The organism is Rhodopirellula europaea 6C (assembly GCF_000338295.1).
In the GTDB taxonomy this organism is placed as follows: domain Bacteria; phylum Planctomycetota; class Planctomycetia; order Pirellulales; family Pirellulaceae; genus Rhodopirellula; species Rhodopirellula europaea.
Window position 1 is genome coordinate 1 of record NZ_ANMO01000252.1, and the last position, 23,352, is coordinate 23,352.

Below are 23,352 nucleotides of genomic sequence, written 5' to 3' on the forward strand. Positions count from 1 at the left end.
TCGCAACTCACCTTGTCGCCCCACGACGATCTCGGTGGAAGCTCGCATCAGCGTGATCGTCTCAGGATGCTGCGTCGGGGACGCTCAGTCATCCAACCCTCTAGCGAAGCTTCCACCCGAGAAAGCTCGGTGGCCACACGTTGACGAAGTTCCGATTGCTCGCGCAGGTGTTGCGGCACTACGCCACCAACGATACGACGAGCGTCGGCCACCAGGCGGTCCAATTGATCGTCCGAACGGATGTTCAATCGTTGGAAGCGATCCAGGAACTCGGCCAAATTTGTGACAGCTGAATCACGAAACACCTTCGGTGAACCGTCGCCGTCGCCGCGCAGTCTTTCACCCAGATGAGTGACCAACTGTTCGAGCTCATCGGCAAAGGCTTGTTCGGCTAGCTTCACCGCTTCATCAAAGCGACGCTGGACGCGGCTGCATTCGCTGTAGTACAGCTGTGGGCTGACCTGCAGCAGATACTCCGGCGGGTTGCAGCTGGGGTAATCCCACTCGATCCCAAACAGACGATGTAGATTCATGTCGTAGTCGGCTGGATCAAACAGGTCACCCAACCGCTCGCGAGCTTGATCGATCAGTTCATCGAAGTGCAGCTCGAGCTGTTCAACCGCTTCATTCAGCTCGGCTCGCACCGAAGTCATGAACACGTCAAACGTGGGGACGTCGACTCGCTTGATCAGCCGCATACCAGGTTCGGTGTAGGGCAACGTGTTGGCTTTCCAGTGATCGGCGGCCTGTTTGCGTACTGCGGTCGCGGCACGGAATGCTGGGTGGTTGGTGTCGAGAAGCTTCTTGGACGCAGAGACCGACTTGGTGTCCGCGTCGAACGTTCCGGCCGCTTGCCGGGTTTGGTCACTGCTCAGCGTCTTACGGACGCTGGGCCAGTGAATCTTCAGCCGCACGGCGGTGGTCTCGGCTTGCAATCGCTCGCTGACGCTGGCCATGGGGTTCACTTCGTTATCGCCGAGTGCGTGAGACTCAGAGGCGGGTGAGTCGGAGACGGGCGACGCGGTGGTCAAATTGGCGGTGGACATGGTGAATGGTTTCCTTCGATGAGTTGAAGACGCTACAAACGAAAAACGCCCCGCCGACCGAAACGGTCGACGAGGCGTCAAAACAGGGGACGTTGAAAACACGGGGATGATCCCCAATGTCAGGACTCTTGGTGAGTGAGTTTCTCCGGAGAGTTCAGTTGCTGACGCGTAATACGCTGCTGCTCGTAGGCCTCAGTCAGATCAGCCATTTGGTCCAGCAATTCGTTGCAAGCGGCATCCGAAGAGTCAGACGCTTGCTCTTGAAACAGCAAGCCAGCCAGGAAAAGCAGCGGCAAGACACAGGCAAACATCAACGCAGCGGATGAGATCACCGCGGCGAGCACCGGTTCGCTTCGTTCACGTTCATCCCACTCACGGCGATCGGCTTCCAGTTGGTCGCGTTGTCGACCAACCTCCGCTCGCTCGTTCTGCATGTCTTGCTGCAGTTGCAGCCAGCTGGCGTCACTGAGGTCGCGACCCGACGGGCCGCAACCGATCAAGAGACTGCTGAAGAATAGCGTCGTCAGACCGAGGGGCTTTGTCCGAGCCTTCGTCTTCCGACGGCAGGATTGGGTCTGCATGGTAAAACTTCCTTTGGGTCAGAAGGTGCACGATTGCGTGTAGGCCACGGACACGACGACGAAGCTGCCACACCAGCAGTGAGGCAGCCGTCAGAGCCAGCGACAAAAACAAGCAAACGATCAAAAGTGGCGACATTGTTCTCCTAGGTTCGAAGTAAGGACGGGTTGTGGTGAGGTTGTATGCCACGGCCAATTCGGCGAGGGCTCGCCGAATTGGGGCGTGATTTTGTCAGTTGTTGGATGGGGCCGATCGCGTGCCCCGTCGCTTGCTTGAAGATCCACTCGAAGCACGAAACAACCCCGAGTGATCCGACGACAAGCATCGACCGTTGGCCCACTGCCGAAGTCGGCCAATGGATTCCGAAGACGTCTTCGCAATCGGAACCACGTTCTTGGATGCTTCGATCAACGAGACATCCAACAACGCAGCGAGCCGGCAGCACGATTTGATCTCGGCACCGGTCCACTGATCGTCCTCGGGTGTCGACTCATCGGTCGCGATGCCGAACTGGTTCCGATACAGTCGCCAGATTTCATCCTTCTGAGTTCTGCCAGGAAGATCCAAGAAGAACACGCCGTCAAACCGTTCGGCCCGACTGAACTCCGGTGGAAGTCGCTTCACGTCATTGGCCGTGCAAACCACAAATACATCGGAATCGTGATCATTCAGCCAAGTTAGAAACGTGCCCATCATGCGAGACGACACGCCGCTATCGTTTGCTGATCCCACCGCACCGGCAAACGCCTTTTCAACTTCATCGATCATCAGCACACAGGGGGCCATCGCATCGATGGTCCGCAGGGCTTGACGGGTCCGCTCCTCGGATTGACCGACGAGCGAACCCAGCAAGCTGCCAACATCCAACGTCAACACCGGGCGTCCGACCTCGGTGCCGAGACACTTGCAGAACTCAGACTTGCCACACCCAGGAGGCGAGAGCAGCATCACGCCACGTGCACGAACCGATCGATCGGAATCGGTACGCAGCAATGCCCGCCGTGTGAATGCTTTCAGCGAAGACAAACCGCCGACTGAATCGAATCCGTTGCCGCCGCGGTGCAGCGTCAACAAGCCCGAGTTCTTGAGCGTCTGAGTCTTGATCTCCCAAATCGCTTCAGGTTCTAGCCGCTGATGACGAACCAGTGAAAGCGAAAATGCGTTTTCAGCTTCCAACCGTGTCAGCCCCGAGGCGGCGTCCAGGATCGGAGCCATCTGATCATCGGCCGGCCGCTCCTCGTCGTTGACCGCCACACCGCAAGCGATCTCGAGCAACTGGCGACGGTTCGGTCTGGCGTGCTCGACGGTGACAAAGAGTGTCGCCAGCTCCACCGGTAGCTGAACGACTGGTGACAGAATCACCACGATGTTGCGGGTGGTCTTGCCGACGACCACCGCGTGGTGGATCGCTTGCACGATCTCGGCCGACTGCAGGAAGCGATGGAAATTTTGCAGAACCAGAATGTTGGTCCCTTCGCCTTCGCGGTTTTGAAACGCGTGGATCGCTGACAGCGGATCCTCGGCATCGGCAATCGGCGGACTGAGCCCTCGGTCGATGTCCCAGGTTGATAGCCGCCAATCCTCCGCGCCGCAGAGAATTGCCAGTTCGGAGATTGCGTCTTCGTGTTCGTGCGAGTGGATGTAGATGCCGCTGAAACAGGCATCGACGAGTTCTCGCATTCGTGTTGTGAGTGACATAGCGTCGCTCCTTGTTGAAAGGTTGGATGGATACAAAAAACAAGCCCGGTCAGCTTCACTGCTGCCGGGCTTGTTCGTTGATGTTGGATGGGTTGGTTTGGTGGAACTCCGCTTTCAATCGTTCGCTCTGCCGCGAACCCAAGGCGTGTTCCAAGAACTCACTGGCTTGGCGGCATGAACTGCCGGCAAAGCCTTCCGTTTCGATCTTCGTTGAGCCATCGGACGCAACGATCACTTGAATGATCTTCATCGCTCAATCTCCCACGTTGACGGATAGCTGGATCCTTCCGTCCTCGAGCGAACGCTCGGTCACGGAGTATCCCTTACGCCGAGCTTCCAGTTTGGTCTTTTCGACCGCGTAGGCCTGCAAAAAATCGTTCAGGTGTTGCTGGTTGCCCCAGTAGCCCTGGTAGTTGTCAAACCTGGTTTCACCGGTTGAGAGGTCAAAGACCACCGGGTACCGCCAATCACGAAGCTGCACGGAAAGTCCGGAAACGGTCTGACTAAACAGCATTACTTCACCTTCGACCGGCTCGTCGAGCCCCAGCCGATTGCATCCGGCCCGAACTGCCGAGGCGTCCCGAACCTGCGTCGATAGCTTTACCACATGAGACATTTCTTTCCTCATTGAAAGGAGACAAGAAAACGCGGTGGCTACCTCGCCACCGTCATTTAGATGTAGCGCAATTTGGCCCCAAATTTAACGCTCTTTCGATGGTTATTCCCTGCAGCTTTCAAGCCCAACCTTCGACGTCACTCACTCCAATCCGCAGCCTCGCTGGATCAATCCGACGACAGCCGGCGTCCTTGCGACACGCAAGCGGGTCGCTATTTCGATCAAGACAGCCCCAAGAAAAGCTCCGGATGCTGGTGGCCCCACGCGAAACAAGCCAGTACCCTTGCTTCAAATTGACCAATCCAGCACCACACAGGATTCGCTATGCTTAAAAATTGCGATCCGCCATCCGTCACCTCGGCGAGCCGATGTCCCGAGTCGTGCCACGCTTGAATTTCCGCGATCACACGTTACCGGTTCCATCGGCGAAGTTGCGGTTTAAAAGTCACCTTGTCGATCAGCCCGGCCGCTTCGACTGCCGCCGGCCAGGAACCGAAATGTCGGATCGACGCACTTTGGCGATTCCTTGTCGCAAAGATTGACGTTCATGCGGATAAAGCGTTTCAACCAGTGCTCCAATACGTTTCTGCACGCCGAAATGATTGATTGCAGGCGGGAGAGCGAATACCTTTGCGGATTCAAGACGCTTTCGCACGAGAGGAAAAATGACGCCGGGCATTACATTCATCCGATTGAGCATCCTCCTCGTATTCTTGTCTTCGCGAATGATGGTTGCCCCGGCTGACGAACCGTTGGTGGAACTCGTCGACCAAGTTGGCAAGTCTGTCGTCTTTCTTCAAACCGACAAAGGCTCTGGAACTGGCTTCATCGTCGATTCGCAGCTAATTGTTACAAACTGGCACGTCGTCGATACAGCGGCCCAGGTGCTCGTCAAATTTAACGGTGACGTTTTCGCGCCTGTGGAAGGACTGCTTTTCAAAGATGCAGATCGAGATATCGCAGTTCTGCGAGTGAAGACAAGAAAGGAGCTCATGCTGCCGATCGCGTTGGAAGAGAAATTACCGAAACAAGGACAGACGGTACTCGCTTTTGGGAATCCGCAAGGATTGGAATTCTCTATTTCCCGCGGAATCGTCAGCGCTTCAAGAGATGCAGCCTTCATGAGTGGCCGCTTCAAAGACATAAAACAGGATATTGAAGCGAACTGGATTCAGACCGACGCTGCTATCTCGCCTGGCAATAGCGGTGGCCCATTGGTTTCGATCGACGGAAAGGTGATTGGAATGAACAGTTTCTACCTTGGAGGGACTGGCAGCCAGAGCCTCAACTTTGCAATTTCGAGCATCGACATTCTCAAAGCACTGGAAGTTGCTGCAGAAAATCCCCTCTTGAAATTCCCAATAGGTGAACGAACTGCGGATTCAACATCAAGCCCAGGCGAGAGTGCTTCCGTTGACCGCCGTCAAATGATTCCCGAGGCCCAGCTTGAAGAGCTTAAAGCCAGGATCGCAAAGCAACTGCTTGATCAACTTATCTTGAACGACAGCCAAGTAGATCCCATTCCATCTTCGGGAGACCCGTACAAATCGCTTCAAGCTTCCTTGCCAGTCGGGCATATTCAGCAGGCATCATTTGGAGACACTGTAAGAATTAAGGCGAATTCCACACTCGTTCAAATTCAACAAGGAGGCCTTCTTTACCAAGTCGATGGAGCAATGTGCAAAATGGTCCGAAACGACTACGACGCCGCTGAGTTGCAAGCCAAGCTCGGAGTCGATCCCATCTCGAATGTTAGCTTGGAAGGAGTATTCTTCGTCGGAAAGTCACTGCCGTACAAGTCAAAAGGCGGAAAGATTCTCTACGAAATTTCATTAATACCGTTGTTTGAACTGTTTGAAACTTCGGAGCTGCTGCGTGTCTACAACGACTACGCGATGCTTTCGGTCATGAAACGATTGCGGCGTAACTTTTCTGATAGGACGGGCAAGTTTAATGTTGATGCAGTCGCCGTCAATATAAACGCGACACACATTCAGCTACTGAAGGTGGGTGAGTTAAAAGCGGTTACCGTTCTTTTGTCAAAACTAGGGGCGAATGAGCAATCATGGGCTCGCCGTGAGCGAGAGCGCATTGAGATGTTTGGTCCAATTATCCTGAACGACGTCCGGGAAGAGAAGAGCCGGCAGGAGTCCGATAAGTAGCTATCGTTTCCCCAGAGTTTCTTGCGATTTGCGAGTGCAAGTCACGACCTCGGGAAGCACATGCGTCTTGCCGAGCTTCTTGTGAGCCAGCAACCGACCCTCGCCGCAGATCAGTTCGTACTTCCCGGCTGTTTCGAGGAACTTTCACGCCATACACCATGTCGCGGGCGTCCGCTATCAAAACGCCTCGGCCGTAGTCTGCCGAGGCGTTCCCATCCGCCACCATCGGGTGATTTAGGCTACTGAGCATCCTCATCAGATTCAGGCTTGTCAGTGCCGGTCTCGGGATCCACTTCAGAGTCTAGCAATCGTGATTCGGAAACTTTCTGCAGTTCCGTGAGGATTTCGGGATAGTTCCCCGCCAAATACCGAACGACGCGAGCGTTGTCGAGTAGCGATTTCAAGTACCCAACCGCGATGACCAAGTTGAGCACGTTCTTCCCATGGACTTTGTCGATTTGCTTGAAGTCCTTGGTCAGAGTTTCCATTTCGCGTTCCATCCGTGCCATCTCGATAGACGAAAGACCATCAACCTCACGCGAACTCTCTTTGTCGACCAATTGATCTGCCGGCGTCGCGGCGATCAGGCACTTCGAGTAGCTGTCCGAGAAATTGTTCGTTGCACACATCAGTTCGGCCATTTCGATCTGTCGCATCGGGCCGACTTTGCGCAACTGAGCGAACGAAGCGTTGGTCGCCTTTTTTCCCTTGAGAAGTGAAACTGCTTCGGGACAGATGCCAACCAATAGGTCTCGCTTTTTGCGAATCAGGGCGACATCAATGTCCAGCACATCAGCGATCTGCGATTCCGGCACCCCACTCTTGACCGCTTTCATGATCATGAAATGCTCTTGGATTGCAGTCAGACGATTGACCTTGTGGTTGTAGGTAAACGCCTCGTCATCCAAAGCAATCAAACACTTGACAGAGGCCACTTTGAGTTCCATCAAGACTTCATACCGGACATTGCCATCCAGGAGCATGTACTGATGATCGCTGCCTTTCTGTCGGTGAACGACCAGTGGTTCGATCAAGCCGATCTGTTTGATCGAGGAAACGATCTGGCGATATTTCACGGTGTTTTTTGAGTTCTTGGCGACCTTTCGCATCGGAAGTATGTCAGAGAGTGAGATCTCAACAATCGCGCCTTCGCACGCGAGCTTTACCTTGGACTTCATGTGAGACAGCCTTTTCGACTGAGTTCCGTCGCGAGATACGCCGGCATGGTGTCCAAGTCTTCCGACCGAAGGAGATCGACGAACTTCTTGTCCTCCACAAGTTGCCTGATGGCCGAGACAACGAACAGCAACCGGGTTTCACAAAGTTTCGATTTCTGGATCACCAATCTCTGCTTTGCCGATTCAGCTTGATAGGTTTGCAACAGCCTCTTGCTTGAAACCGCTGACTTCGTACGCCGCGTTCCACGACGCAGCGACTTCCCTTCGGTCTGGCGTTTTTCGATCAAACGCCGAGCCGCGAGCAATCTCTTCCCGCGTAGATCGTTTGACTCGTAGGCCTCAGTCAGCGCCCGTTGAATGTCGTGATCGTCAGAGACCGCGATGGTGACAGCGACACTGACAGGAATCTGACCTCGCTCGACCGCCATCACCAACCGTTCCTCGCCCCGTTGAATCAGCTTGATAATTCCGCGGATATACCCGACATTGAGATCCGTCTTCGTGGCAATCTCGGCAAACGAATAGCCGCGTTCCTTCAGGGCACCAATCGCGTGAACCATTTCGACGCTTGATGGATTGCGTCGAGCAAGGTTCTCCACAAGGCTCATCAAGAGCAATTTGCTTTCGGACACGTCGACCACAATGCATGGAATTTCATCTTGTCCAAGCGTTTGATACGCTTCGTAGCGTCCTTGACCGCAAACCAGAAGGAACTTGTCTTTGCTTCCGGGTTTGGGCGTGACCGTGATCGGTTTCTTGAGACCGATGTTGGCGATATTTTTCGCGATTTGTCGAAACTTCTTCTGACCGCGTTCTCTCGGATTGACAACCGAGATCTGGTCGAGAGGTATCATCCGAATTTCCTTGTCATCAGACAATCTCATGCCGCCACCTCGAACTTCTTTCGCTCGGACAGTGCCGCAAAGTAGTCGAGATTGTCGAATTGATACGTGTCCAAGTACACGCCGTTTGATTCGCAAAGCAGTAAGCGAGGCGCTTGGATGTCCATGATCGGCAACAGGTAATAATCGACGACGTGCTCATTGGCCGCGTCCATTCGGACCAAGATCGTGATGTCGGGAGCGATCTTTTGTTCAACGTTGATCATCCACCGGAGCGAACCGGCTTCCGTTTGCCGGCAGCGTGAAAGCATCATTGACGCACTGTATTCGCCGTTAATCAGTAACAGGTCCGTGTCCACGTCTTGCGTGACGGACGCGCCGGCCGCCCCCAACCGAGACACCACATCGCCGATCAAGTCGGGGTACATCTCCCGAAGCTTCTGGTTGATCTCGATGTATTCGTAGTCGCGATCAGGCTGGTACCCGGCCAAACGATACGCCCGAATCAGACTGCCGAATCGCGTGCGGTAAGTTGACGATGTGGGTGTGTTCTCGGCGGCGTCGATCAGCCCTGCCGACAGTGTTGGATTCTGATCCATCAGCAAACGCAAGCAGGTGATCATCTCCTCGTCGCTGTAGCACTTGGAACGCTCTCGAATGATTCCTTGAGCGGTGTAGAACAGTTCCTGGCTGATTACGGCTTCGAACGCCGCGTCTTTGCGAACCCAGATGTTTGGTTCGTTGGACACACGCCGTTGTTTTAGCTTGAACGACGTTCGGTTGTAGACGTTGTTGCCGATGTACTTTTCGTTCGTCAGCAATTGACGGACCGTACCGCGATTCCATGACCTGCCGAGGTCTGTCGCGATACCTTCGGAATTCAATTGATCGGCGATCTGACGCTCACGCTGGCCCTCCACGACGAACATCTGGTAAACACGATTGACGGTCTCGATCTCTTGCTCTGGACCCTTCACCAAGATCACGCGGTCAGTTTGCAAGCTCTTGCACTCACCACGAGCCAATTGAGCCTTTGCTTCGCCCGACTGGTCAATCAACATCCGCCGGAGCCCAAACCCCGCCGGCCCGCCTTGTCGGTAACCCAATTCAATCAAACGACATTGCCCCTGAAACACCTTGGTCGACAACTCCCGACTGTACTCGCCGGCCATGGCTCTTTTGACGCTCTTGATGATCGTCGAAGTTGGTCCGCCGTCATTCTCAAACTGCTCGGCACAGTAGTGAACCGAGATACCAGCCCGTTTGCACAAGTATTCGTAGTAGGCACTTTCGTCGGCGTCTTGGAATCGGCCCCATCGGCTGACGTCGTAGACCAGGATCGCTTCGTAGTCAGCGATGCCGTTCTGCACATCTGCGATGAGAGCTTGCAGCGACCGCCGACCGGCAACGTTGAGCCCGCTCTTGCCCTCGTCGGCGTACGTTTTGACGATTTCGAAGTTCCGCTGTTTTGCGTACTCCTGAATGACATCGTCTTGGTTCGCGGTCGAGTACTGCTGATGCTCAGTCGACATCCGAACGTATTGCGCGGCCTGGACGGGTTTGGTTTCCGGTTCTTCAGACGTTTGACTCATGTGGAGGACTCCTGATCCGAGACAGATGGGCGTGGCATTGGCTCGAGAGCCGAATTTCACTCGCAGTATGTCTCATCCCCGTTTGATCTGCGTTTGACTATCGGTGTTTCTGCGTTTGATCTGCGTTTGATTTTCAAGCAGTGATCAAACCAAGATCAAACGATAGAACCCCGAGTTTGACCCGTCGATCTTGCTTGACAGTTCGGCCATTCCGCCCAACGCCAAGCGATCACGAAGACGTTTTGCCACGCCGCGGATACTGGAATGTTCCCGGCGTCCGCCCCAGACCTCGTCGAGCAGGATGTCGTAGGAGATGAATTGGTTGGGCGATCGCGAAATACGTTCAAAGAATCGAAACAAGAGATTGTTTCCGAGAAAGCAGACTCGGCCCTTCCACAAAACCGATTGCGAACTGGGATCAACGAGTGAGTTCTGTCGCGATCCGAACCGATGAAGTGTTTGGACGGGCAGCGGAATATCATCGATGTCAACTTCTTCGTTGAGCATTTCGATCGCCAACTCGAGTTGCTGCACGACGATCGCGTGGCTTGAAGCCAATGTAGCGAGTGCCTCCCTGATCGCTCGCTTTTTTTCGATTTGCACGGTGGGGTCTCCCGGCTTGCTCGATGTAAACCAACGAGATTCGTCGCAGAATTTTGGACTCGCCAAACTCCACGCTAGTCGGAACGCATCGCGTCCGAGTTGGATCGCTCAAGTAACGTCGGACAAATCGCCGTACCTAGCATGGTCGAAGTTGCCCAATCGAGACTGGGGCGATGAAGTGATTGAGCCGATCGTCTTCGCCGCACAGTTGATGGCTCGCTGCCACCTGCCGAAGACAACAAACTTCACGCGAATCAAGAATTCGCCGTCATCGTGCCAGTCAGCGACAACGGAAACTGGATTAACATTGGACGAGCGCTACGGCTACGGCCGAAATGGCTCAACGGGAGTGATGCCCCAGTGGGAGCAGTTCAAGAAGCCCCAGCAAAGGCTCGGCATCGCTAATCCAAAGATGGTCTGCATCGACCTGAAACCCTGCGGGACCAGCAGGCCATCCTCAACATCGGCGGCTTCGTCGGCCGCGTCAACTAAAACGTAGCGGGCCAGCGTGGCGACGTGGAACGTCTTCATGGTTGGGTCCTCGGTGGATGTGCGGAATCGAAAAACCGCGAAGGATCAAAAGATCCCTTCGCAGCGTGAGCCGGCGTCGGCGGTTCGCGTTTATGCTTTGGTGAACCCGCCGGGCGCGGCCTTCTTTAAGCGGGCGTCCGAGCCCTTTCCGATGTCGCGTAGGATCGCGGAATATAAGGTCGCGTCGGGCGTCTTGCCCCCGGGCGAAGTCCAAAGCTTTGCCTTGGCCATCGCTTCGACCATCTCTTTGCAGGAAAGCGTTTTACGAGCCGTCTTCCAAACCGCCAAGGCCGCGTCGATCCGCGACATCCTTTTGTCGGCTTTCTTCGCGGTGGGCTTTTTGGTCGACGGCTTCTTTGCCAAAGCGTTCTTGGGCGTTTGGAGGTTCCGCGTTGGCCACCGTGACCACACAGTTACCTCTGTCTCGAAAACACATCCAGCGAATTTTTCGGTGTCTTGGGTCTATTTCCCAACATCTCTTCTCGTAGATCTAGAAAGTCATCTTGGACTGCAAACCTCGCGCAGCGACGGGGAGCGGTCTCTTGTAAATAGCGAGAAACATCGCGTTTATCGTGTCAATAATCGCCTGCAACGAACGTTCAACATCACGATCAGAGAGAACTGTTACCGACTTCGGGTGAGTCAACTGGTTGCGTAACTTCGTGGAGGCCCCAAGTTCGCACCACCATGACGAATCGCGGTCCAGCGGCTTTCCAGAAAATCGACGATGCAGGAAAAGGATGCGGTCTTCCAGTCGACTCATTTCCAACGAATCGGTCAAAACGAACTGTCCATCTTTAAGACGAACTTTGCGTTCCGAAAGCAATCCTTCCTCATGCACCCTCAGGCCTCCGCCTTGTACGAACTCATCTGCCATGGAATTGATGTGAGCTTCGAGCGCGCAAAACCCAGTTAGAATCGCCGCATGCCGGAAGGCAATAACTCCTTCGTCCACTTCGCATAGTTTTGACATTTCCAGAAACCGCTTTGCTTCTTCCAGCAGGCCGGAAGCGAAGTCATCTATCTCACTCAAGTTTCTCAACCTCCAGTTGTGCCTGTTTAGCGTGGTATTTCGCGATAGCAATATCCACTGTCTGCTTTGTGATCTGTCGATTCTTTTCAGCACAATGAAAGAACAACTCAGCAAACCTACCTCTTTCTTTTGGATCGGTGCGAGAGCCCAATCCTCTGTAATTGTCAGGGTCTGTCTTGTGATGACCTTTCGCGAGCGCGGCAGCGTTCAAGGGATCATTTGTACCTTTTGCTTTCGCCAAGCCGTAGTGTCGCTTAAGACGTTCGGGGTTGTCATGCAGAATGCCAGCGACCAATGCCCATGCTGGTAGAATGGCCATGTTTAGGGCTTTCTCTGGGAAGTCAGGCTTTGGCTTCGGCTTTTTGTCTTTGAATGCACTACGCTGAGCTTTTATGAGCTTTGCAAATTCTTTGCCAGCGACGATCAATCCTTCATCGCTCCAAAGATCAGGATACTCAATTTTAAGTTGATCCCAATCCGAGTCGTGTTGGCCGGATGGGCACTTTTGCGGCGTCGTATTCAAGCTGTTAAATTGTACAGCGTTGATCTTCTTGCCTCTGAAATAGTTGGTGATGAACGTGCGAGCCATCTGAACCGAGATGGGGCCACCGCGCTGATGCTTGTCGGTGAAGTCCTGCCCGTCCGACAGCAGATCTACATTCTGGCACCAAACGCGAAGCTCCGGTCCCCCAACCGTCTCTTGCATTCGGTCGAAGAGATCGGACGAAACAGCAATATTTGTATTAGAGATGAGTTGGACGTCGAGACGCTGCTTTTTGTTCAACTTGAGATAAATCTTCAGGCCGTGATACTCATTAACATCCGAGTCGACGGCTGCACGAATAGCCTCGTATCGATGCTGGCCACCGATAATCTTGATTGGGTGCTCTGAGTCAAACTCAGTCGTGTATTCGCAGACGATATCGCTAAATGTTCTTCCATTCAATGCATCGTCTTTCATCTTCCTAAATGCCGTGTGATCAGCAAGTATCTCACGATTAGCCCGATACTCAGACTGCTCGTCCGGGTCTAGCGGAACATCAATCGTTGCAAGCCTAATCAGATCGCTTGCCCTGAGGTGGCACTGTAAATAGCTCGCGTTGGTTCGCTTATCGGTCAGAAGAGACAGGTGTTCAGAATTCTCAAATGGTTCCGCGAGCGCCAGGAACTTTTTGAGTTCCTGACGCAAAGCCACTTGTGATACCGCCCCGCTCTTCTTTTTCAAAGATGCTTTCTTGGTGGTCCGCTTCGCTACCTTCTTTTTTTTCGCCATAGTCGGTTTCCAATGTAGATGCTGCTGTTATTCAGTAGTACTGCTCAATGTAGCCATACGCACGGTCGAACAACTCTTGGTCGCCGTGGAGTTTGTATTTTAAAAGTGTGCGCCGGAGTGCTTTTTTGACTTCACGCTGGCCGGCACTAACGTCTTGCCATCCGTCGAAGCGGACAATGCGAACGATATCGTCGATATCGGCGACGATCTTTTCGACGACGATGGGCGTCTTGTCGTTGCGAATCTCCTCGAACAATTCCGTGAGTGCCGCCTTGCCCTGGTCTTGGACGACTTCGGGCGGCGTTGCCTTTTCGGCTTGGACGACGTCCTGGGCCAGGCGCAGAATCTCTTTGAGGAACTTGCGGCTATCGTCGAGGCCCTGGTCGTGGCGTTCCTTCAGCTTCTCGAGCCGCTCGCCCAAGTCGACGAACTTGGGATCGCCACCGTGTTTGCGAAGGCGGGCGATCAATTGCAACGCGATCTTTCGGGCTCGACCTTTTGCCTCCTCGACGGCTTCGATCAGATCGGCGTCCATCACAAGTGCGTCGAGGTCGTCGCTTACGCCTTCCAAGTGCGTGTTGTCGTGGATCAGTTCGATCGTCTTGGCACCGAGGGCGTGCCAAAGAAGGCGGCCGTTTCCGCTGGCCGGTTTCACCGATTCATAGACTTGGCCCAGCCAGCGATAGTCGGTTTCGTGTGGCGACAGGCAAGCATCGGGTGAAAGTGCTTCCCAAAGGCGGGCCAGGACCGAAAACTCGGCAGCGAACTTGTCGCGCGTTTCGTTGTCGGGCAAACAGTCCTGTGCAAGCAACAGTCCTTCGTAGCCGCCGAGTGTGCGATCGACGTTCGGGAAGAACGCCAAGCAGACTTTTACCTTTTCAGGCAACTCGGCTTTCAATTCATCGAGGTTCGTGATGACGGACTGAACCGCTTTCTCGTCAAATGCAAGAGCCTTAGCGACGTCGTCGAAGATTCCGATGTAGTCGACAATCAAACCGTGCGACTTGCCATCAGCGACACGGTTCGTGCGGCAAATCGTTTGCAGCAGGTTGTGATCCTTCATTGGTTTGTCGAGGTACTGGGCCTGCAAGATCGGTGCGTCGAAACCCGTTAGTAACTTTGACGTCACGATCAGCAGTTTCAGCGGATCGGCTGGATCACGGAAACGGTCAAGCAACTTTTCCTCGGCGTCACGGTCGAGGCGATAGTCGTCGTACTGCGTCTCGCCGGAGTTGACCGACATCACGACTGCCGACATATCGGGGTCTTCGGTGATCCGGTCAATCGCCTTCTTGTAGAGGTCGCAGCACTGGCGATCGAACGTGACCACCATGCCTTTGAAACCGTTTGGGTCAACCTTCGCTTGGAAGTGGTTGACGATGTGCTCGCAGATACCGTCGACCCGCTCCGGCGACTTGACCAGCACTGCCATCTTCGCTGCTCGCTTGCCCAGGTCGTCGCGGTCTTGTTCGCTCAGTTCGCCGGTGATCTTGGCGTAGGCTTCGTCGATCGCGGCTTGGTCGATTCGCAGTTTGACATCGGGGGCCTCGAAGTGAAGCGGCAGTGTTGCGCCGTCGCGGATTGACTCTTGGAACGAGTACCGAGTCAGGTAGCCCGATTTATCTTCGTCGGCACCGAAGGCGTAAAACGTATTCTTGTCCGCTCGATTGATCGGCGTACCCGTCAAACCGAACAAGAACGTATTGGGCAGGGCTTCCCGCATCTTGCGTCCGAGGTCGCCTTCTTGCGTGCGGTGGGCTTCGTCGACCAGAGCGATGATGTTGTCGCGAGCGTTCAGTTCGCCATCGGCCTCGCCGAACTTGTGGATCGTCGTGATGATGATCTTCCGAACGTCCTTGGCCAGCAGTTGTTGTAACTCGCTGCGGCTTTCGGCTTTGATCATATTCGGCACGTCGGCCGCATTGAACGTCGCGGTGATCTGCGTGTCCAAGTCAATCCGGTCAACAACAATCAACACCGTTGGGTTGCCGAGTTTGGGATGCATCCGCAACTTTTGTGCGGTGAAGACCATCAGCAACGATTTACCACTGCCCTGAAAGTGCCAAATCAGCCCCTTCTTGATCCGCCCGTCGATCACACGTTGGACGATCAGGTTCGTGCCTTCGTACTGTTGGTAGCGGCAGATGATCTTGATGCGTCGGTGTTTCTTGTCCGTCGCGAAGACCGTGAAGTTTTGCAGGATGTCCAGCACGACTTTCGGCCGCAGCATGCTTTCGACCGTCTTGCGAACGTCGGCCAGTGATCCCTTTTCAAACGCGGCATCAGTCTTGGGCAAGCCACTCTTTGCAAAGTCCTCAGGCTTTTCGTGCACGCCACCCGGTTGACCTGGTTGCGAGTCAAGACGCCACGGTCCCCAGATCGTTAGTGGCATACGGATCGAACCGTAACGGTAAGCACGTCCGTCGCTCGCAAAGCTAAAAATGTTCGGCACGAACATCGCTGGAACGCTTTGCTCGTAGTCGTCGTGAATCTGGCTGGCACCATCGACCCAAGTCACTGCCGGTCGCACAGGCGTCTTGGCCTCGCCGACCACGACGGGCAAGCCGTTGATCAGCAAGACGATGTCAAAACGCTTTTCCAGTTTGCCGACCTTGTACGTCCACTGGTTGCAAACAATAAGTTCGTTGTTGGCCAGATCATCGAAGTCGATCAATCGCACCGTCGTGTGTTCGCCGCGAGCTCCGAACGGCATCGTTTTGTCATTTCGCATCCATTCAGCGAGTGCTTCGTTCGAGCGAACCAATCCGTCGTTCTGGACGGCCAGCGGAATGGCCCTGAGCTTGTAGATTACCTCGTCGGCGCGATCGGGCTGAGCAGCGATTTCCGGATTGAGTCGAATGAGCGCATCGCGAAGCTTCGACTCGACGAACACGTCTGCTGACTGACGAGGCAACTGCGGCCCCGACACGAACTGCCAGCCGAGTGCCTGACAGGCATCGAGGATCATCTGTTCGACGGTATTGGCTTCGTTAAAACTCACGACATGGCCCCTCGGGGTCTGACAATTAACCCGCTTGATCTGACGAATGTCTGACGATTTGCGATCTGACGATTACTGGATTGCATCTGACGATTATCTGACGATTAGATCTTTCCCAAAACATATCGAGTGGAGCGTCCTGCACCGACCTTCTCTGCCAGCTTGAGTTCAATCAAAAGCTTGAAATCTCGACTCGTCGTATCGCGAGTGACCTCGAACAGCTCTTCACAGGCTCGGCTCGTTAGCTCCTGCCCCTCCATGAGAAGAAGCAACATATCCTTCTGACGCTGATTTAGCTGAGCCTCTACAGCAGGCTTTACCAACTGCTCGACTGCCGCAGTCGGCACGATCAACCGCTCCAAATCTTCCCCCGGCCCAAAGAACGTCACCTCGAAGTAGCCATCCTTCGTGCCGATCGTCTGCACATCCAGACCGTGATTCAGCATCTCGTCGCGCATGCGGCCGAAGCCGCTGCCGCGTTCCTCGATGCGGTGGAAGAACGACAATCCCTGAGCGATCGACGGATTGCGGCTGATCGGTCGGTACTGGCCCTTGCGAATGTCAGCCAGTTTCAGTGGTCGAGGTAGCATGCCCGGGCTGCTGACCACCACGCGATCGGAAAACACATTCAGCAGAATCTTTTGCCCGTCCTGCTCGTAGCGACGATGAGCCACCGCGTTGACCAAAGCCTCCCGCAACGCCTCGACCGGATACTCGTCCAGCTTGACCCGGTTCAGGCCCACCACCCGCATCGGATGCCTCGTATTCCGCATCACGAAATCGACCGCACGTTCGATCGCCAGCGGCATCGGCTGGCGGATGTCTTCCTGATCGTCGGGATTACTGGTCGGCTGCGTGCCGTGGTAAGCGTCGGCCAGAATGCGGCATTGGGGAAAGGCGATCGTCGGGTCCTTGGCCAGCAGCACCGCACCAGCAGCGCTGGCAACCAGCTCGCCCGTGGTGGGATCGTTTCGCATCAAGCCGCGTGAGATAAGGCAGCGCTGCAAAGTCGCTTTGGCGATCCGCGTTGACTTCAAGTCTTCGGCCTGCTGCACGAGCTGTTTGACCAGCTTCGCGTCCAGATCACTCCAGCCGACCGTGGTCAGCCCTTTGCCGAAATTCGAGGCGGTTTCGATCGTGGCATCGGCGATTTCGTTTTCGTCGCTGGTGGGCGAGATGCCTTCATCGACTTTCAGTTGCTTGACCAGCGCCCCGCGCAGCTCGGTTTGCAGATCGCGGTAATTGGTGAACCGTTTGTATTTGACCTTATCCTTGCGAACCTCCTTGAGCAGTTTCTCGCGGACGTCTGGCTCACGCTTTTTGTCGTCGTTGCCCTTGATGAAGACGAAGCAGGGCAAGTCCAGCGACTTGGCTCGGCGGTATTCGAGATGGGTAATGGAAAGATCGCCTTCGCCCTTTTTATCAGTCGACACAGCGCCGTACTGGTTGGCGATGATCAGGGCGAAATACTGGCAGGAGTCGATTTCATCGAGACATTCCTTGGTGGCATCGCGGGGTGAAGCAGGCTCGAACTCGTACAGCACCGGATCGCAGTGATTTTTCAGGAAGGGATCGGTCCACAGAATTTCCTGCGCCCCGATGCGTTCGTTTTCGAGTTCTTTTTGAACCGAGCTGATAAAGACGCGATACCGACTCACGCACCGCCTCCATCGCAACTTTCAGCCGAATAAAGTTCCTTTTCCCGAATGACCCGAGCGACGGTATCTAGTCTTTCAATGTGTGCTTCAACTACCTCTATTCGCTCGTCGATAGCATCCAACTGAGCAACAATCTCTAATTGTCGCGCAGCGGAAGGTAGTGGAATTAAGAAGTTTTCAACATCGTCCGTGTTTAAACCGTCTCTTGTTGTTTTCGCCTTAACCATATTGATTTGATGGAGAATTAAAGGCGAATGGAAGCAAGCCAACAAGTACCGTGCCTCACAACGCGAACGGTCAACACTGACGCGAATCAAATGTTGAGAGATCAGTGCATTCTCCGCTTCCGGCGACACTAGCGTCGTCCTGCCGGTTGTTGCTTGCGCTGCAGTAATTAGGTCATCTGACCTTACGCGATACCGCTCCAATGTTGCTGCATGAGAGTCGTCGACACGTACGGCATCCGTAAGATCCAACTCACCCGTTTCAGTAATGTTGTTTATTTTCAATACGATCGTTCCTTGATCTCGAAAGTACTTACTCGCCAGCGAACCCCCGAATGGACCCACCTGAACTACTTGTCGGTCAGCATTTGCAAGAGATTCGATCGAGACAACATTGTCGCCAGTCAACGTATCAGTTCGCCGTTTGTTCAAAACATCCGAAAGTACGTTGTCCCCAACTAATCCTACCGATTCATGAAAAACACTCGCTCGCAAATCAATGAGTTGGTCAACACACTTTGAATAGAACAGTTTTGCAGAATCTGCTGACCACAGGACGCCTGCAAGCCATTTTTGTTTTGCTAACGACGGCAAACGAAAGCGATAGTCCTTGAGTTGGCTCCAACGTGTTCTAGGAGATAGCGAACCGGAGGAGGTGTCCAAGGCATGATCGAAGAAGCCATCTGACTGAACGATAAACGGGAGCAAATCCGGATGTAACTCTGGTGATTTAGCTTCAAACGTTAGTATGTCACTTGAACATATGCCATCAAATCTTGCGATTGCGACCTTTCGCTGATAGGCGCGGCGTTTTCCAAAAAGTACTTGGCCCTCTCGAAACACTTTTGTGAACGACACCTCATCTACAACGAGGTCACCCCATTCTGATACATGGAGGTTTTCAGGCTCAATGTGCTCTAACCCGATGTATCGTTCCAATCCAGCTGCAACGGGTTCGCGTTCAGATTCCTTGACGTCGCGCACAACAGCGTCGAACCGCACGAATCGCTCTTCTATCTCTGCATTAGTTGTCAAAATCAACTCCCAATTGAGCAACTAATTGTTTCAACGATTGTTGAGTCTCGGCTGAACCTAATTTCCAGGATCGTAAAACTTGCTCGCACGAAACTTGCGGCGCTGGGCTAGAGTCGCTTTCATCAGAACGGACGTAGAGTGGAATGCTCAGATTGTGCGAGTTGCTTTCCACGTCAGACTTGGAAACCAATCTTGAAAACCCCTCAACGGGTACTGAAGCACTAAAGCTGGCGACAATCCTCTCCATGTTTTCATCGGTCAAGAAACTCTGCGCCCGCTCTCGCGTCACCTCATTCACGGCGTTGATCATCAGAATCTTGTTTTTCCGCTTGCGGGGCTTGTTCATCCGGCAGACGACCACGCAGGCTTCCATCGGCGAGTTGTAAAACAGGTTCGGCCCCAGACCGAGCACGCACTCGATCACGTCGTGCTCGACCAGCTTTTGCCGCATCTCACGTTCTTCGTTGCGGAACAGCACGCCGTGCGGGAACAGGATCGCACAGCGGCCCGTCTTCGGATGCATGCTCTGGATGATGTGCTGCCAGAAGGCGTAGTCGGCTCGGCCCTGCGGCGGCGTGCCGTAGATGTTGCGGCCCCATGGATCGGCAGAGAAGGCTTCGCGATCCCACTGCTTGATCGAGTACGGCGGATTGGCCAGCACCACGTCGAACTGCCGCAGCCGGTCGCCCTCGACGAACTTCGGATCGGAGAGCGTGTCGCCGCGGACGATCTCGAAATCCTCGACGCCGTGCAGAAAGCAGTTCATGCGGGCGATGGCCGATGTCATCAGGTTTCGCTCCTGCCCGTACAGCCGCACGTTTCGCCACTCTTTCTTCTGGCGCTGCAAATGCGTGATGGCCGACAGCAGCATGCCGCCGCTGCCGCAGGTAGGATCGTAGATCGACTCGCCCGGTTTGGGTTTAAGCAGCTCGGTCATTAGATGCACGACGGTGCGGTTGGTGTAGAACTCGGCTGCCGTGTGCCCACTGTCGTCGGCGAATTTCTTGATCAGGTACTCGTAGCCGACGCCCAGTTCGTCTTCCGGGCAGTTGGCGATCGACAGCGTCTGCGAACTGAAGTGTTCGATCAGTTCCTTGAGCGTGCGGTCGGGCAGGCGATCTTTGTTGGTCCACTGGGCGTCGCCAAAGATACCGTACAGTTTGTCGGTGTTGGACGACTCGATCTTCCGCATGGCGTCTTGAATCGCTTTGCCAACGTTCTTGCCGGTTTCGCGAACGACGTTCCAGTGGGCGTCCTCGGGAATCACAAAGCGATGGTTCTCGGCAAACGAAGCGTAGTCCTCGTCCCCGTCCGACTCGGCCAGCGCGATCGCGTATTCTTCGTCGTACACATCGCACATGCGTTTGAAGAACAACAGCGGAAAGATGTACTGCTTGTAGTCACCTGCATCAATAAATCCCCGAAGCAAAGTCGCCGCGCCCCAGAGATAGGATTCGAGTTTGGATTGAGTGAGTTTAGACATAGTCGCTATCCAGTCGGTCCCAAAGATGCGATGTGTCTTCTGCATCGTCCATGTCGATTTCTTCACCGGCATAGTCGTCGATAGACACGATCAGGCCCTCGTCGGACGCGTCGGCCTCGAATTGTTGTGCCCATCCAAGCAGATCGCCTTTCACTAAATCGGTGTCCTGCCAACCTTCGCCAACCTCAAACAAGATCTGCGTACTGGAATCGCCTCCGAAAGGGCCAACGACATATTCGCCAACGGAAACCTTGAATTCATCGTCGGTTATTTGCACCGAGCGGTATCCGAAACCTTCCTTGGACTCAGGCGTTTTGAGCGTGAAGTCAAAACTGATGTTGGGTGTCATGCGAGGGAGTTGCTGTAGGCAATGCATGAACTTGGCAATGTTGATTCGATCGGCGTTTGACACATCGTCGCGAGACAAGGCGGCCTTGGCGGCACCAATAAACGCCTCGACGATGATTTTGTCTTCTATCTTGAATCCGAAAAGACCATCGAGTTCATCTTCATCATCATCCTCGTCGCAATCGAGCAGTGGTTCGTTTCTAGCGAGAACGGCAAGCTTGATCGACAAAACATCATCCAGCCTGGACAAATCAGGTTGATGCGACTCGGGTTGGTAACCCAGTTCGACCAAGGATTGTCGGGCACTAGCAGGAACGGACTCGAACAGTTCGAGGCTGACCTTGCGAGCGGAATCGAAATAGAATTGGCCCAATGCATCTAATTCGCTTCCGACATCTTGGATGCAGGCCTTTATCCCTTCCCAGTCATTTGCAAACCGGCCAGCCAACGGACTTGCTTCGACGCCTGAGTTTCGTTCGCTTACTTTGCAGCGAAGAAGCATCGTAAATCGATCCAGGATTGTCGAAGCGACCTTGGTCGCATTGGGCCATCCGTTTTCGGGCTGGATGATCCATGCGAGCATAAGCAGATGATTCAGCTCGGCGGCCGACTTCATCTGGACGCCAGACTGTGCCAAGTCGTCGATTATGGCTTCGATGAAAGCAGGGAACTCCTTCTTGTAGAGCTCTTGACCGGATTCGCTCATTTCATGATCCCCGCGTCGGCCAACAGTGTCTTCAATTTGTCTTCGGCAGTGTAGGCAGCATCAAGGCTCGTCTTCAGGTTCTCGATCGCCTCGGCGACGGTGATCGTTTCTTCTTCGATGATCGGTTCGATGTATCGCGGGATATTCAGATTCCAATCGTTCTCTTTGATCTCGTCGATGCAAACCAAACGGGCGACACCTTCGACTTCTTTCCCGTCGTGATACCACTGGTAGATGCGGCCGACGTGATCGGCCAGCAACTCGTTTTGGGCGCGGCCCTTTTTGAATTCGTTGGAAGCATCGACGATCAAAACGTGCTTCTTGCGCTTCGCTGGTTTGGTTTTGCGAAAGACCATGATGCAGGCGGCCAAACCAGTTCCGTAGAACAGGTTTGGTCCCATGCCGATGACTGCGTCAAGGATGTCCATGCCCAGAATTTTCTGGCGGATTTTGCCTTCCTTGCCCATGCGAAAGAGCGCGCCATGAGGAAGCACGACGGCCATGCGTCCTTTGCGTGGCGACATCGACTGGATCATATGCTGAACCCAGGCAAAGTCGCCGCTCTTGGCGGGAGGCATGCCAGCGAAGTTGCGCCCGTATGGATCGCTGGTCCAAACGTCCTCGCCCCACTTTTCCAGTGAAAATGGTGGATTGGCGATGACTCGGTCGAACTTCGAAAGTGCGTCACCAGAATGGAACGCGGGAAAACGGAGCGTGTCGCCACGGACGATCTTGAAGTCTTCAACGCCATGCAAGAAGCAGTTCATGCGGGCAATGGAAGACGTGGTCAAATTTTTCTCTTGTCCGTAGAGCTTGCCCCAAAGCTTGCGGACGTTGCCTCCACTTTCTTTGACGTGCTGAATCGCCTCGATCAACATTCCTCCTGTACCACATGCCGGGTCGTAAATGGTCTCGCCTTCCTTCGGGTCGAGAATGCGGATCATCAAATTGACGACCGTTCGCGGCGTATAGAACTCACCTGCTTTCTTGTTGGTCGCGTCGGCAAACTTCTTGATCAAGTACTCGTAGGCACCACCGAGCATGTCGGCGCGGGCGGATTCGTTGCCGAGTGGCAAAAGTGAAAAGTGCTCGACAAGGTTACAGAGCAACTCGTCGGACAGTCGGTCTTTGTTTGTCCACTGTGCATCGCCGAAGATCCCGTAGAGCGTGTCGGGGTTTGCCTTTTCGATCTCTCGCATCGCCCGTTGTAATGCTTTTCCAACGTTCGACGTCTTCTTGCGGACGTCGTCCCAGTGGCATCCTTCGGGAACTTGAAAGCGGTGGTTTTCAGGGAAGAGTGCATACTGCTGATCGCCATCAGACTCGGCGAGAGCGTTTTGGATTTCTTCGTCGTAGACGTCCGAAATGCGTTTAAAGAACAGCAGCGGGAAGATGTACGTCTTGAAATCGGCAGCGTCGACCGGCCCGCGTAGGATGTTCGCGGACTCCCAAAGGTGATTGCACAGCGTTTTGAGTTCGAGGTCGTTGTCAGTCACGGATGTCGATTACTTGGGTTTCGGTTTGCTAGACTTCGGCTGTTCAGTTGGTTCCAACCAACGACCAATTGCATCGCGTTTGAATCTCCAGTGCTCTAAGCTTCTATGCCCGGACACTTTCTTTGCCTTTTTGAGAGCGTCGAGCTGGAAACTCTTAGGTCGACCGCCGCATCGAATAAAGACATCGAAAATCGATCAATATCAACCGATCCCTGACGAGTCAAATCTTGCGTGTAGTACTTCGCAGG

20 protein-coding genes are annotated in these 23,352 nt (G+C 54.2%); 1 reads left to right on the forward strand and 19 read right to left on the reverse strand.

The features are described 5' to 3' along the window. Window positions 1–47: 47 nt before the first annotated feature. From RE6C_RS26585 to RE6C_RS26605, 5 genes are all read right to left on the reverse strand, one after another. Window positions 48–1,046 (reverse strand): hypothetical protein, encoded by a 999-nt coding sequence (locus RE6C_RS26585; protein ID WP_008661675.1) that lies wholly within the window; start codon window positions 1,044–1,046, stop codon window positions 48–50. A 119-nt stretch (window positions 1,047–1,165) separates the two neighbouring features. After that, window positions 1,166–1,546 carry a hypothetical protein gene (locus RE6C_RS26590; RefSeq protein WP_008661676.1) on the reverse strand — a complete coding sequence of 127 codons (381 nt, stop codon included), beginning with the start codon at window positions 1,544–1,546 and terminating at the stop codon, window positions 1,166–1,168. A gap of 310 nt (window positions 1,547–1,856) precedes the next feature. Next, complete coding sequence (locus tag RE6C_RS26595) at window positions 1,857–3,323, reverse strand: AAA family ATPase (protein ID WP_008661677.1); 1,467 nt, start codon at window positions 3,321–3,323, stop codon at window positions 1,857–1,859. 55 nt (window positions 3,324–3,378) lie between these two features. Next, window positions 3,379–3,573: a DUF2997 domain-containing protein gene (locus tag RE6C_RS26600; RefSeq protein WP_008661678.1), complete on the reverse strand. Its 195-nt coding sequence runs from the start codon at window positions 3,571–3,573 to the stop codon at window positions 3,379–3,381. A 3-nt stretch (window positions 3,574–3,576) separates the two neighbouring features. Further along, window positions 3,577–3,939 (reverse strand): hypothetical protein, encoded by a 363-nt coding sequence (locus RE6C_RS26605; protein ID WP_052035043.1) that lies wholly within the window; start codon window positions 3,937–3,939, stop codon window positions 3,577–3,579. Window positions 3,940–4,604: 665 nt separating this feature from the next. On the opposite strand from RE6C_RS26605, the gene RE6C_RS29635 reads away from it, so the two are divergent. After that, window positions 4,605–6,101 carry a S1C family serine protease gene (locus RE6C_RS29635; protein ID WP_052035044.1) on the forward strand — a complete coding sequence of 499 codons (1,497 nt, stop codon included), beginning with the start codon at window positions 4,605–4,607 and terminating at the stop codon, window positions 6,099–6,101. Between the two features lie 239 nt (window positions 6,102–6,340). Here RE6C_RS29635 and RE6C_RS26615 read toward each other — a convergent pair whose 3' ends face one another. The 14 genes from RE6C_RS26615 to RE6C_RS26675 all read right to left on the reverse strand — a co-directional run bounded on the left by RE6C_RS26615 (window position 6,341) and on the right by RE6C_RS26675 (window position 23,104). Next, complete coding sequence (locus RE6C_RS26615) at window positions 6,341–7,279, reverse strand: plasmid partitioning protein RepB C-terminal domain-containing protein (RefSeq protein WP_008661682.1); 939 nt, start codon at window positions 7,277–7,279, stop codon at window positions 6,341–6,343. After that, window positions 7,276–8,133: a plasmid partitioning protein RepB C-terminal domain-containing protein gene (locus tag RE6C_RS26620; RefSeq protein WP_008661683.1), complete on the reverse strand. Its 858-nt coding sequence runs from the start codon at window positions 8,131–8,133 to the stop codon at window positions 7,276–7,278. Before RE6C_RS26620 ends, RE6C_RS26615 begins: the two co-directional genes overlap by 4 nt. A gap of 26 nt (window positions 8,134–8,159) precedes the next feature. Further along, window positions 8,160–9,713 carry a recombinase family protein gene (locus RE6C_RS26625; RefSeq protein WP_008661684.1) on the reverse strand — a complete coding sequence of 518 codons (1,554 nt, stop codon included), beginning with the start codon at window positions 9,711–9,713 and terminating at the stop codon, window positions 8,160–8,162. Between the two features lie 144 nt (window positions 9,714–9,857). After that, window positions 9,858–10,316: a hypothetical protein gene (locus RE6C_RS26630; protein ID WP_008661686.1), complete on the reverse strand. Its 459-nt coding sequence runs from the start codon at window positions 10,314–10,316 to the stop codon at window positions 9,858–9,860. Between the two features lie 324 nt (window positions 10,317–10,640). Continuing rightward, complete coding sequence (locus RE6C_RS31955; protein ID WP_144054882.1) at window positions 10,641–10,847, reverse strand: hypothetical protein; 207 nt, start codon at window positions 10,845–10,847, stop codon at window positions 10,641–10,643. 90 nt (window positions 10,848–10,937) lie between these two features. Then, window positions 10,938–11,210: an HTH domain-containing protein gene (locus tag RE6C_RS31090; RefSeq protein WP_144054883.1), complete on the reverse strand. Its 273-nt coding sequence runs from the start codon at window positions 11,208–11,210 to the stop codon at window positions 10,938–10,940. A gap of 127 nt (window positions 11,211–11,337) precedes the next feature. Further along, the gene (locus RE6C_RS26640; protein ID WP_039963547.1) at window positions 11,338–11,880 is read right to left on the reverse strand and encodes a hypothetical protein; all 543 of its coding nucleotides are present in this window, start codon (window positions 11,878–11,880) and stop codon (window positions 11,338–11,340) included. Beyond that, window positions 11,873–13,153, reverse strand: a complete 1,281-nt coding sequence (locus RE6C_RS26645) for a hypothetical protein (RefSeq protein ID WP_008661697.1) — start codon at window positions 13,151–13,153, stop codon at window positions 11,873–11,875. Before RE6C_RS26645 ends, RE6C_RS26640 begins: the two co-directional genes overlap by 8 nt. A 31-nt stretch (window positions 13,154–13,184) precedes the next feature. Then, window positions 13,185–16,154, reverse strand: a complete 2,970-nt coding sequence (locus RE6C_RS26650) for a type I restriction endonuclease subunit R (RefSeq protein ID WP_008661698.1) — start codon at window positions 16,152–16,154, stop codon at window positions 13,185–13,187. 104 nt (window positions 16,155–16,258) lie between these two features. Beyond that, window positions 16,259–17,812, reverse strand: coding sequence for a DUF4062 domain-containing protein (locus RE6C_RS26655; protein ID WP_008661700.1), 1,554 nt, complete (start codon window positions 17,810–17,812; stop codon window positions 16,259–16,261). Then, the gene (locus RE6C_RS29640) at window positions 17,809–19,077 is read right to left on the reverse strand and encodes a restriction endonuclease subunit S (protein ID WP_160167245.1); all 1,269 of its coding nucleotides are present in this window, start codon (window positions 19,075–19,077) and stop codon (window positions 17,809–17,811) included. Before RE6C_RS29640 ends, RE6C_RS26655 begins: the two co-directional genes overlap by 4 nt. After that, the gene (locus RE6C_RS26665) at window positions 19,061–20,599 is read right to left on the reverse strand and encodes a type I restriction-modification system subunit M (protein WP_236618549.1); all 1,539 of its coding nucleotides are present in this window, start codon (window positions 20,597–20,599) and stop codon (window positions 19,061–19,063) included. The genes RE6C_RS29640 and RE6C_RS26665 overlap by 17 nt, the downstream gene beginning before the upstream one ends. Then, window positions 20,547–21,608 carry a hypothetical protein gene (locus tag RE6C_RS26670; RefSeq protein WP_008661705.1) on the reverse strand — a complete coding sequence of 354 codons (1,062 nt, stop codon included), beginning with the start codon at window positions 21,606–21,608 and terminating at the stop codon, window positions 20,547–20,549. Before RE6C_RS26670 ends, RE6C_RS26665 begins: the two co-directional genes overlap by 53 nt. Next, window positions 21,605–23,104, reverse strand: coding sequence for a type I restriction-modification system subunit M (locus RE6C_RS26675; protein ID WP_008661707.1), 1,500 nt, complete (start codon window positions 23,102–23,104; stop codon window positions 21,605–21,607). The genes RE6C_RS26670 and RE6C_RS26675 overlap by 4 nt, the downstream gene beginning before the upstream one ends. Window positions 23,105–23,352: the final 248 nt, after the last annotated feature.

Excerpts from the sequence above, each read along its gene's own strand:
- RE6C_RS26585 (WP_008661675.1), bottom strand. The coding sequence starts at position 1,046 with ATGTCCACCGCCAATTTGACCACCGCGTCGCCCGTCTCCGACTCACCC.
- RE6C_RS26595 (WP_008661677.1), bottom strand. The coding sequence starts at position 3,323 with ATGTCACTCACAACACGAATGCGAGAACTCGTCGATGCCTGTTTCAGC.
- RE6C_RS26600 (WP_008661678.1), bottom strand. The coding sequence starts at position 3,573 with ATGAAGATCATTCAAGTGATCGTTGCGTCCGATGGCTCAACGAAGATC.
- RE6C_RS26605 (WP_052035043.1), bottom strand. The coding sequence starts at position 3,939 with ATGTCTCATGTGGTAAAGCTATCGACGCAGGTTCGGGACGCCTCGGCA.
- RE6C_RS29635 (WP_052035044.1), top strand. The coding sequence starts at position 4,605 with ATGACGCCGGGCATTACATTCATCCGATTGAGCATCCTCCTCGTATTC.
- RE6C_RS26615 (WP_008661682.1), bottom strand. The coding sequence starts at position 7,279 with ATGAAGTCCAAGGTAAAGCTCGCGTGCGAAGGCGCGATTGTTGAGATC.
- RE6C_RS26620 (WP_008661683.1), bottom strand. The coding sequence starts at position 8,133 with ATGATACCTCTCGACCAGATCTCGGTTGTCAATCCGAGAGAACGCGGT.
- RE6C_RS26625 (WP_008661684.1), bottom strand. The coding sequence starts at position 9,713 with ATGAGTCAAACGTCTGAAGAACCGGAAACCAAACCCGTCCAGGCCGCG.
- RE6C_RS31955 (WP_144054882.1), bottom strand. The coding sequence starts at position 10,847 with ATGAAGACGTTCCACGTCGCCACGCTGGCCCGCTACGTTTTAGTTGAC.
- RE6C_RS26645 (WP_008661697.1), bottom strand. The coding sequence starts at position 13,153 with ATGGCGAAAAAAAAGAAGGTAGCGAAGCGGACCACCAAGAAAGCATCT.
- RE6C_RS26665 (WP_236618549.1), bottom strand. The coding sequence starts at position 20,599 with ATGCAGAAGACACATCGCATCTTTGGGACCGACTGGATAGCGACTATG.
- RE6C_RS26670 (WP_008661705.1), bottom strand. The coding sequence starts at position 21,608 with ATGAGCGAATCCGGTCAAGAGCTCTACAAGAAGGAGTTCCCTGCTTTC.